This window comes from Marixanthomonas spongiae (genome assembly GCF_003095375.1).
Lineage (GTDB): Bacteria > Bacteroidota > Bacteroidia > Flavobacteriales > Flavobacteriaceae > Marixanthomonas > Marixanthomonas spongiae.
Genome location: NZ_QEHR01000002.1, coordinates 175,298 through 186,892 on the forward strand (window position 1 = coordinate 175,298; position 11,595 = coordinate 186,892).

Sequence of the window (11,595 nt, forward strand, 5' to 3'; positions counted from 1 at the left end):
TATATAAAGGTTAGTGGTTTTTTGAGTATATGCAATAGTAGTTTTTTTAATTAAAATTCCGTCCATAGATGTCAGCAACGCAAACTGAAAGATTGAATTTTTCTTCTGTACAGAACAAACCGGACTATCCGGACTTTCTGGACATCCAGATCAAATCCTTCCAGGATTTTTTCCAGCTTGAAACAAAATCAGAAGAAAGGGGTAACGAAGGGCTTTACAATACCTTCATGGAAAACTTTCCCATCACAGATACCCGCAACCAATTCGTATTAGAGTTTTTAGATTACTTTGTGGACCCACCAAGATATTCCATTCAGGAATGTATTGAGCGGGGCCTTACCTACAGCGTTCCCTTAAAGGCACGTTTAAAATTATATTGTACCGATCCTGAGCACGAAGATTTTGAAACCATCGTCCAGGACGTGTACTTAGGGGTAATTCCTTACATGACCCCAAGCGGTACATTTTGCATCAACGGTGCAGAGCGTATCGTGGTCTCTCAGTTGCACCGTTCGCCCGGTGTATTCTTTGGGCAATCTTTTCACGCAAACGGAACCAAACTATATTCAGCCCGGGTCATTCCTTTTAAAGGATCTTGGATTGAATTTGCTACCGATATCAACAGCGTGATGTACGCGTACATCGACCGAAAGAAAAAGTTGCCGGTAACAACATTGTTCCGCGCCATTGGTTTTGAACGGGATAAAGATATTCTTGAAATATTCGACCTTGCCGAAGAAATCAAAGCCACCAAAACCGGCCTTAAAAAACACTTGGGCCGTAAACTCGCTGCCCGTGTACTAAAAACATGGCACGAAGATTTTGTGGACGAAGATACAGGCGAAGTGGTCTCTATTGAACGGAATGAAATTGTGTTGGACCGTGATACCGAGCTCGAAAAAGAGCACATTGAAGAAATATTGGATTCCGGTACCAAAACAATCTTGTTGCACAAAGAAGATAATCAGCAAGGCGACTATGCGATTATCCACAACACCTTGCAAAAAGACCCTACCAATTCAGAAAAAGAAGCGGTAGAGCATATCTATAGACAATTACGTAACGCCGAACCGCCAGACGAGGAAACCGCCCGCGGGATCATCAACAAGTTGTTCTTCTCAGACCAACGCTATAACCTTGGTGAAGTAGGACGTTACCGAATGAACAAAAAATTAGGTCTTGATATCGACATGGAAAAGCAAGTGCTTACCAAAGAAGATATCATAACCATTGTAAAATACTTAATCGAGCTGATTAACTCTAAAGCCGAGATTGACGATATTGACCACCTTAGTAACCGTCGTGTACGTACCGTAGGGGAGCAATTGTCATCTCAATTTGGTGTTGGTTTAGCGCGTATGGCACGTACCATTCGTGAGCGTATGAACGTTCGTGACAACGAGGTGTTTACCCCGATCGATTTGATCAACGCGAAGACGCTTTCTTCGGTGATCAACTCGTTCTTTGGTACCAACCAGTTGTCGCAATTTATGGACCAGACCAACCCACTGGCCGAGATTACGCACAAGCGTCGTCTTTCAGCCTTAGGGCCTGGAGGTCTTTCAAGAGAACGGGCAGGGTTTGAGGTTCGTGATGTTCACTACACGCACTACGGAAGGTTGTGCCCCATTGAAACACCGGAAGGACCAAACATTGGTTTGATTTCTTCGCTTTCGGTATATGCCAAGGTAAACAATTTAGGTTTTATTGAAACACCTTACAGAAAGGTAGAAGACGGTAAAATTGATTTAAAGAGCGAACCGATGTATCTTTCTGCTGAAGAAGAGGAAGAAAAGTTGATCGCACAAGCAAACATTCCACTAAAGGAAGATGGACAAATAGACAGCGATCGTGTAATTGCCCGTATGGAAGGTGACTTCCCCGTGGTAGAACCGAACACGCTTAACTATGCCGATGTGGCACCTAACCAGATTGCTTCTATCTCTGCATCCTTGATTCCATTCTTGGAACACGATGATGCCAACCGTGCGTTGATGGGAAGTAATATGATGCGCCAGGCAGTACCGTTATTGCGAGCCGATTCGCCTATTGTAGGTACCGGTCTGGAGCGCCAAGTAGCGTCAGATTCCCGTGTATTGATCAATGCTGAGGGCGATGGCGAAGTGGAATATGTTGACGCAAACGAAATCACCATTAAATACGACCGTACCGACGATGAGCGTATGGTAAGTTTTGACAGTGATTCAAAAACGTACCAACTGGTAAAATTCAGAAAGACCAACCAGAGTACTTCCATTAACCTGAAACCAATTGTAAGCAAAGGCGACCGGGTTAAAAAAGGACAGGTACTTTGTCAGGGCTATGCAACCGATAAAGGTGAATTGGCATTGGGTAGAAACATGAAAGTGGCCTTTATGCCTTGGAAAGGGTATAACTTTGAGGATGCGATCGTGATTTCTGAACGCGTAGTTCGGGACGATATATTTACATCAATCCACATTGATGAGTATTCCTTAGAGGTACGTGACACCAAATTAGGAAATGAAGAGTTGACGCATGATATTCCTAACGTTTCCGAAGAGGCGACCAAAGACCTTGACGAGCACGGAATGATTCGCGTAGGGGCCGAAGTAAAACCAGGTGATATTTTAATAGGAAAAATTACTCCAAAAGGGGAAAGCGATCCTACACCTGAAGAAAAACTGCTTCGCGCCATATTTGGCGATAAAGCGGGTGATGTAAAGGATGCTTCATTAAAAGCCTCTCCATCATTGCGCGGTGTGGTGATTGATAAAAAACTTTTTGAACGCGCCATTAAAGACAAGCGCAAGCGAGCTAAGGACAAAGAGGATATCGCTGCCCTTGAAATCGCTTACGATGCCAAATTTGATGCATTGAAAGATGTATTGGTTGAAAAACTATTTGCAATTATAGGCGGAAAAACCGCTCAGGGGGTAACAAACGACCTTGGGGAAACGGTATTCCCAAAAGGCAAGAAATACACCTTAAAAATGTTAAATGCCGTTGACGATTATACGCATTTAACTGGAGGTACGTGGACGACCGACGACAACCTTAACGCCATGGTTGCCGATTTGATGCACAACTATAAAATTAAAGAAAACGATTTACAAGGTAGCTTGCGTCGTGAGAAGTTTACCATTTCTGTTGGAGATGAATTGCCATCAGGAATTTTAAAACTTGCCAAGGTTTACATCGCTAAAAAACGTAAACTCAAAGTAGGTGATAAAATGGCGGGACGTCACGGTAACAAAGGTATTGTAGCGCGTATTGTTCGCGAAGAAGATATGCCGTTCCTAGAAGACGGAAGCCCAGTGGATATCGTGTTGAACCCTCTTGGGGTACCATCGCGTATGAACATTGGTCAAATTTATGAAACGGTTCTTGGATGGGCTGGACAAAAATTAGGTCGCAAGTTTGCTACCCCAATTTTTGACGGTGCTACCATAGACCAAATCAACGAATTGACCGACGAAGCTGGCATACCAAGATTTGGGCACACGCATTTATATGATGGTGGAACCGGACAGCGTTTTGACCAACCTGCAACAGTAGGGGTTATTTATATGCTGAAACTGGGCCACATGGTTGACGATAAGATGCACGCACGTTCTATAGGACCATACTCATTGATTACGCAACAACCGTTGGGTGGTAAAGCCCAATTTGGTGGTCAGCGATTTGGTGAAATGGAGGTTTGGGCGCTTGAGGCTTATGGAGCTTCCAGCACACTACGTGAAATATTGACCGTAAAATCTGATGATGTTATTGGAAGGGCCAAAACATACGAAAGTATCGTGAAAGGCGAAACCATGCCAGAACCAGGGTTGCCAGAATCCTTTAATGTGTTAATGCACGAATTAAAAGGTCTGGGACTTGACATTAGATTAGAAGAGTAATAGCTCCCCGCGCAAGCGGGGACCTCTAACTCTTACGTAGGGACGCTGCAAATCGTCCCATTTCAAACATAACAAGATTAGTACACAGCATTATGGCAAGAAATAAAGAAAACACAGTTCAGAAATTCAACAAAATTTCTATTGGTTTAGCCTCACCTGAATCGATTTTGGCAGAATCGCGCGGAGAAGTACTTAAACCTGAAACAATAAACTACCGTACGCACAAACCAGAGCGTGACGGCCTTTTCTGTGAGCGTATTTTTGGTCCTGTTAAGGATTACGAATGTGCCTGTGGTAAATATAAACGAATTCGCTACAAAGGCATCGTATGTGACCGTTGTGGTGTAGAGGTAACCGAAAAGAAAGTACGTCGTGATCGCGTAGGGCACATTAATTTAGTGGTTCCTGTTGCACACATCTGGTACTTCCGTAGTTTACCCAACAAAATAGGATACCTGCTTGGATTGCCGTCCAAGAAGTTGGATATGATTATCTATTACGAAAGATATGTCGTCATCCAGCCCGGTATCGCCAAGAATGAAGAAGGAGAACCACTTCAAAAAATGGATTTCCTTACAGAAGAAGAATATTTAAATGCTTTAGAAGCGATTCCAGTTGAAAACCAATACCTGGAAGACAGCGATCCTAATAAATTCATCGCCAAGATGGGTGCTGAGTGTTTAATAGAATTGTTACAGCGCATCGACTTGGATGCCCTGTCTTTCGAATTAAGGCACAAAGCAAACAACGAAACTTCTAAGCAACGTAAAACTGAAGCGTTAAAACGCCTTCAAGTAGTTGAAGCACTTCGCGAAGCCAATAAAAACCGGGAAAACAAACCCGAATGGATGATTATGAAGGTGGTGCCAATTATCCCACCGGAATTGCGTCCATTAGTGCCATTGGACGGTGGTCGTTTCGCAACATCAGACTTAAATGATCTGTACCGTCGTGTGATCATCCGGAACAACCGTTTAAAACGATTGATGGAAATTAAAGCTCCTGAAGTAATTCTACGTAATGAAAAACGGATGCTTCAAGAGTCTGTAGATTCATTGTTTGATAATACACGTAAATCTTCAGCAGTAAAAACAGATAGCAACCGTCCGTTAAAATCACTTTCAGATTCATTGAAAGGGAAACAAGGGCGTTTCCGTCAAAACTTACTGGGTAAACGTGTGGATTATTCAGCACGTTCGGTAATTGTTGTAGGACCGGAGTTGAAGCTATTTGAATGTGGTATTCCAAAAGATATGGCCGCCGAGCTGTACAAGCCTTTTGTAATTAGAAAATTAATTGAACGAGGAATTGTAAAAACAGTTAAGTCTGCCAAGAAAATTATAGACAAGAAAGAGCCCGTAGTTTGGGACATCCTTGAAAATGTATTGAAAGGACATCCCGTATTATTGAACCGTGCTCCTACCTTGCACCGTTTGGGTATTCAGGCTTTTCAACCTAAATTAATTGAAGGGAAAGCAATCCAGCTGCACCCATTGGTATGTACGGCATTCAACGCTGACTTTGATGGTGACCAGATGGCGGTACACCTTCCATTGGGGCCAGAAGCAATCTTGGAAGCTCAATTGTTAATGTTGGCTTCTCACAATATCTTGAACCCTGCAAATGGTTCGCCGGTAGCAGTACCGTCTCAAGATATGGTATTGGGGCTGTATTATATGACCAAGTTGCGGAAGTCCACAGATGATGTAAAAGTAAAAGGTGAAGGCTTAACATTCTATTCAGAAGAAGAAGCAGTGATTGCTTACAATGAAAAACGAGTAGATCTTAATGCACAGATAAAAATACGTACCAAGGATTTCAATGAAGAAGGCGAATTGGTATACCAAATTATCGAAACTACCTTAGGTAGGGTGATATTTAACCAAGAAGTACCAGAAGAAGCCGGTTATATTAATGAAGTATTGACCAAAAAGTCGCTTCGTGATATTATTGGGAAAATCCTTAAAGTAACCAGCGTACCAAAAACGGCAGCGTTCTTGGATGAAATTAAAACATTAGGCTACAAGTTTGCCTTTGAAGGTGGCTTGTCGTTTAGTTTAGGTGATATCATTATCCCTGCTGAAAAGCAAACCATGATCGAAGATGCCAACAAACAAGTGGACGGTATTGTAGGCAACTATAATATGGGGCTTATTACCAACAACGAACGCTACAACCAGGTAATTGATATATGGACAGCTACCAATGCCGAATTAACGGAACTTTCTATGAAACGTATCCGCGAAGACCAGCAAGGGTTTAACTCTGTGTATATGATGCTTGACTCTGGAGCACGTGGTAGTAAAGAGCAAATTAGACAGCTGACCGGTATGCGTGGATTGATGGCGAAGCCTAAAAAATCCAATTCCGGTGGTGGTGAGATTATTGAAAACCCAATTTTGTCCAACTTTAAGGAAGGGCTCTCAATTTTGGAATACTTTATCTCTACTCACGGTGCCCGTAAAGGTCTTGCCGATACCGCACTTAAAACGGCCGATGCAGGTTACTTAACGCGTCGTTTGGTAGATGTATCGCAAGATGTTATCATTAACGAAGTAGATTGCGGTACCTTAAGGGGTATTGAAGTTTCCGCATTGAAGAAAAACGAAGAGGTTGTTGAAACCTTGGAAGCCAGGATCATTGGTCGTATTGCATTAAACGATGTAATAAACCCATTGAATAAAGAAGTATTGGCTGAAGCAGGCGAGCATATTTCAGAAGAAACCGCCAAGATTATCGGTGATTCTGCTGTTGATAGCGTAGAAGTACGTTCTGCATTAACTTGTGAAGCCAAGAAAGGAATTTGCTCACAATGTTATGGCCGCAACCTTGCTACCAATAAAATGGTACAACGCGGGGAAGCAGTAGGTGTTGTAGCGGCGCAATCCATTGGAGAACCCGGTACACAGCTTACTTTGCGTACATTCCACGTGGGTGGTATTGCCGGAAACATTTCAGAAGACAACAAGCTGGTTGCCAAATACGATGGTAAAGCTGAAATTGAAGACCTGAAAACGGTTAAAGGTGAAGATGCCGAAGGAAAACAAATCGATATCGTGATTTCCCGTACTTCCGAAATAAAGGTCATCGATCCGAAAACCGGAATTACCTTGAGTAACAATAACATTCCTTACGGTTCTACACTATATGTAAAAGATGGTGATAAAATTAAGGAAGGCGATGTGGTTTGCGAATGGGATCCGTACAACGGGGTGATCATTTCAGAATTTGCCGGTAAGATTAAGTACGAAAACATCGAGCAAGGTGTTACGTATCAGGTTGAAATAGATGAGCAGACTGGGTTCCAGGAGAAGGTAATTTCAGAATCCAGAAATAAAAAGAAAATACCAACGCTTCAAATTCTCGGAAAAAAAGATGAAGTGATCCGTTCGTACAACTTACCTGTGGGAGCTCACATTATGGTTGACGATGAGGAAAAAATCAAGATTGGTAAAGTGTTGGTGAAAATACCACGTAAATCTTCAAAAGCTGGGGATATTACCGGTGGTCTGCCACGAGTGACCGAACTTTTTGAAGCCCGTAACCCATCCAATCCTGCCGTAGTAAGCGAGATTGACGGTGTGGTGTCCTTCGGAAAAATAAAACGCGGTAACCGGGAGATCATTGTGGAGTCTAAAGTGGGCGAAATAAAGAAGTACTTGGTGAAGTTGTCCAACCAGATTTTGGTTCAAGAAAACGACTATGTACGTGCCGGAATGCCGCTTTCTGATGGTTCCATTACTCCAGAAGATATTTTACGAATTGAAGGACCTTCAGCAGTACAACAGTACTTGGTGAACGAAGTTCAGGAAGTTTATCGTCTGCAAGGAGTGAAGATCAACGACAAGCACTTTGAGGTGGTCGTTCGCCAAATGATGCGTAAAGTACGTATTGTTGATAGTGGCGATACCACGTTCTTGGAAAATCAATTAGCTCATAAAGATGACTTTATTGAAGAAAACGATAAAATCTTCGGAATGAAAGTAGTTGAAAACGCCGGGGATAGTGAAACCCTTAAGGAAGGGCAGATCGTTTCGCCGCGTGATCTGCGGGATGAAAACTCTATCTTGAAGCGTAATGACAAAGCATTGGTTGAAGCAAGGGATGCCGTTAATGCAACTGCAACCCCAATATTGCAGGGTATTACCAGAGCGTCGCTGCAAACCAAGTCGTTTATTTCTGCTGCATCGTTCCAGGAAACCACAAAAGTATTGAACGAAGCTGCGGTAAGCGGTAAAGTGGATACTTTAGAAGGACTGAAAGAAAATGTTATTGTAGGTCATAAAATACCTGCCGGTACCGGTATGCGCGAATACGATTCCATAATCGTAGGAAGCAAAGAGGAACTGGAAGAAATGACCCGCGAGAAACAAGAAGTGAATTTTAACTAAACATAGAATAGTTTAGATAAGTACTGAAAAATCCCGTCCATACGGGATTTTTCTTTTATATTTAATAATCAATAATTAAAAGGTGGTTGAGGGAAGCCGAAGCCACGCTTGTCCGCCGGAACTTTTTAGTGTAGGCGGAAATAACTAATAACAAAAGAAGTGGCTGGACCCGATTAAAATCGGGACTGTATTGAAACTTCCCAAAATAATATAAATAAAACACAATGTCAGACGATCAAAACAAACAAAAAAAGAAACAAGGACAAATTAATATTGAACTGGACGAAAGCGTAGCCCAAGGCATTTACAGCAACTTGGCGATTATCAATCATTCGCAATCCGAGTTTATTTTAGATTTCGTGAGCATCATGCCGGGCGTGCCCAAAAGCAAGGTGAAATCCCGTATAATTTTAACCCCGCAACATGCCAAGCGGTTGTTAAAAGCCTTGCACGATAATATACAACGGTTCGAAAAAGCCCATGGCGAAGTGAAAGAACAAGAGCAACCGGCAATCCCTTTAAATTTCGGACCAACGGGTGAAGCATAGAAGACCTTGCTTTATAGTTTTTTTAAAGAATATACATGCATACATGCGTGCTTCAACTTCTTGATGGTTGAATCTTGAACGCACTATTGCAGCTTTCAAAAAATACCTGCTTACAGGATGCGTACAGGTAAATTCAAAACATGATGAATAGAGAAGAATACCCTATTTAAACTCACTCACAAAGTGTAGTTTAATATTAGGGTATTTTGTTTGGGTCATTTGTAAAGTAAAGGCAGAATCGGCGAAGAATACCAGTTGGTCCCGCTTGTCTTTCGCCAAGTATTTTGCCTTAACGCGTTTAAACTCCTTAAATTCATCGCTTTTAGGGTCATTGGGCTCTACCCAGCAGGCTTTGTGAACGTTGAGATTTTCATATCGGCACGAGGCACCGTATTCATGTTCCAAACGGTATTGAATCACTTCAAACTGGAGGGCGCCAACGGTACCAATCACTTTTCGGCCATTCAGTTCTAGGATAAAAAGCTGTGCAACGCCTTCATCCATTAATTGGTCGATCCCTTTTTCCAGCTGTTTGCTTTTCATTGGGTCGGCGTTGTTGATGTATTTGAAATGTTCCGGCGAAAAACTGGGGATACCTTTGTACTGCATTTCTTCGCCTTCTGTTAACGTATCGCCTATTTTGAAATTTCCGGTGTCGTGAAGCCCAACTATATCACCGGGATAGGAAATATCCACTATCTGTTTTTTTTCAGCAAAAAAGGCATTGGGGCTGGAGAATTTCAGCTTTTTGCCATTACGTACGTGCAGGTAAGGCGTATTGCGTTCAAAGGTGCCAGAGACAATCTTAACAAAAGCCAGCCGGTCCCGGTGTTTGGGGTCCATATTGGCGTGTATTTTAAACACAAAGCCCGTAAAATCTTTTTCATCTGGTTTTACCAAGCGCGTATCGCTTTCTTTAGGACGCGGTTTTGGGGCTATTTCAACAAAACAGTCCAACAATTCGCGTACGCCAAAGTTGTTCAATGCCGAACCGAAGAAAACAGGTTGCAGTTCGCCGTTTAGGTATTCTTCACGATTAAACGTAGGGTAGATTTTGGCAAGCTCCAGTTCTTCCCTTAACGTATGGGCCGCGTCGCTACCTATAAGTTCGTCGAGTTCAGGATTGCTTAAATCTTCAATTTCGATGGTTTCTTCAATATTTTTTCGGCTACTGCCACTAAAAAGGTTGACGTTTTTTTCCCAAATATTGTAAATTCCCTTAAAGTCATAACCCATTCCAATAGGAAAGCTTAAAGGGGTTACCCGTAGGTTCAATTTTTGCTCTATTTCGTCTAACAGCTCAAACGCATCTTTCCCTTCCCGGTCCATTTTGTTGATAAAAACAATCATGGGGATATTGCGCATGCGGCATACTTCGACCAATTTCTCTGTTTGGGCCTCAACCCCTTTGGCCACGTCAATAACAACGATTACACTGTCAACGGCGGTAAGGGTCCTAAAGGTGTCTTCGGCAAAGTCTTTGTGCCCTGGCGTATCGAGGATGTTTATCTTAATGCCTTCATATTCAAATGCTAAAACTGAAGTGGCGACCGAGATGCCCCGTTGCCGTTCAATCTCCATAAAATCACTCGTGGCCCCTTTTTTTATCTTGTTGCTTTTTACCGCACCCGCTTCCTGTATGGCCCCGCCAAAAAGCAACAGTTTTTCGGTTAAAGTGGTTTTCCCGGCATCGGGGTGAGAGATGATCCCGAAGGTTCTCCTGCGTTCAATTTCACGTTTAATTGACATAATGGCTGTTCAAATTTGGCGTCAAAGATACGGGTTTTCACAAAGGTTTTAATAGGTGTTTCCAATAGTTTTGAATGTAAGTGTTCTCACAAATAAAAATCGTTTAATCCTTTTAAACATCAACGTTGTACGTACTTATACGTATATGTGTTTCCTACAAATTTAATTGTTAAATCACCCTAATTCTTGTAGTTCAACGAAAATTTATTGCATTTGAACTAATAGTTGGGTTTTTGTAAATCCTTAACGTTTTTTCCTACGTACCTTTGTTAAAAGCAAACGATAAGTAATCTATTATTTGGCGACATACGTAAGTGTAAAATTTTAGATATTCCTCTACTTATTGAAGTTTATTTCAATTTTTTAAATGAAGTAATCAAAGATTTTCACCAACATACAGTATCAAATATAGAACGTTCTTGTGATCAAGATTCAAACCTTAAAGTTATGAGTATTAAAAAAATCCCTTTTTTTGGAAAACTACTAACCTGTACTTTTCTTTTTGCATTTTTCATTGTTTCTGGAGTAAATGCCCAGTCTTGCGATGCTACATTAATTGTGGAAAAGAATAGAAATTCGAAATCTGCAGATGAAGATGGAGCTGTTTACGATATGGTGCTTACCAATACATCCAGTGCTTCTGAAAGCTACACCATAGCCCTTAAGCAGCTTGAAGAGCCGTGTTCAAATTCTGTTGCTTACAGAACCACCAAAGCAAATGTGAATTTGGACATAGCGATAAATAATAAAAAAATTGATGTAAAAAACAACAACGGTAGAGCTGTTGCCAGCGGTGATGCAGTTTCTGTAAACCCTGGACAATCCTATAAATTCACTGTTAAGGTAACGGTCCCCAAAGGTACCCCCACACAACGGTGGAGTTGCATACAGGTAGAGGCAAAGTCTGCATCTTGTAAACAAGGGGCGGCAAGTACGGTTTTAAAAGTTTTTGTTCCAGACCTGAATGAAGGATAAAAAAAGAATTGATATAGCAATAAAATATAGGTGTTAACCTAAAATTAATTT

General features: G+C 41.8%; 5 protein-coding genes. 4 read left to right on the top strand and 1 reads right to left on the bottom strand.

Annotation, left to right across the window (positions count from 1 at the left end; translation table 11 throughout):
• The first annotated feature begins 68 nt into the window (after positions 1–68).
• The 3 genes from rpoB to DDV96_RS03455 all read left to right on the top strand — a co-directional run bounded on the left by rpoB (position 69) and on the right by DDV96_RS03455 (position 8,820).
• Positions 69–3,881 carry a DNA-directed RNA polymerase subunit beta gene (rpoB, locus tag DDV96_RS03445; protein WP_116693345.1) on the top strand — a complete coding sequence of 1,271 codons (3,813 nt, stop codon included), beginning with the start codon at positions 69–71 and terminating at the stop codon, positions 3,879–3,881.
• A gap of 92 nt (positions 3,882–3,973) precedes the next feature.
• A complete protein-coding gene (rpoC, locus tag DDV96_RS03450; RefSeq protein WP_116693346.1) occupies positions 3,974–8,272 on the top strand; it encodes a DNA-directed RNA polymerase subunit beta' in 4,299 nt (1,432 codons plus the stop codon).
• Positions 8,273–8,496: 224 nt separating this feature from the next.
• On the top strand, positions 8,497–8,820 hold the full coding sequence (locus DDV96_RS03455; protein ID WP_116693347.1) for a DUF3467 domain-containing protein: 324 nt from the start codon (positions 8,497–8,499) through the stop codon (positions 8,818–8,820).
• A gap of 162 nt (positions 8,821–8,982) precedes the next feature.
• On the opposite strand, the gene DDV96_RS03460 is transcribed toward DDV96_RS03455, so the two are convergent.
• Positions 8,983–10,569 (bottom strand): peptide chain release factor 3, encoded by a 1,587-nt coding sequence (locus tag DDV96_RS03460; protein WP_116693348.1) that lies wholly within the window; start codon positions 10,567–10,569, stop codon positions 8,983–8,985.
• Between the two features lie 447 nt (positions 10,570–11,016).
• On the opposite strand from DDV96_RS03460, the gene DDV96_RS03465 reads away from it, so the two are divergent.
• On the top strand, positions 11,017–11,544 hold the full coding sequence (locus DDV96_RS03465) for a hypothetical protein (RefSeq protein ID WP_116693349.1): 528 nt from the start codon (positions 11,017–11,019) through the stop codon (positions 11,542–11,544).
• The last annotated feature ends 51 nt before the right edge of the window (positions 11,545–11,595 follow it).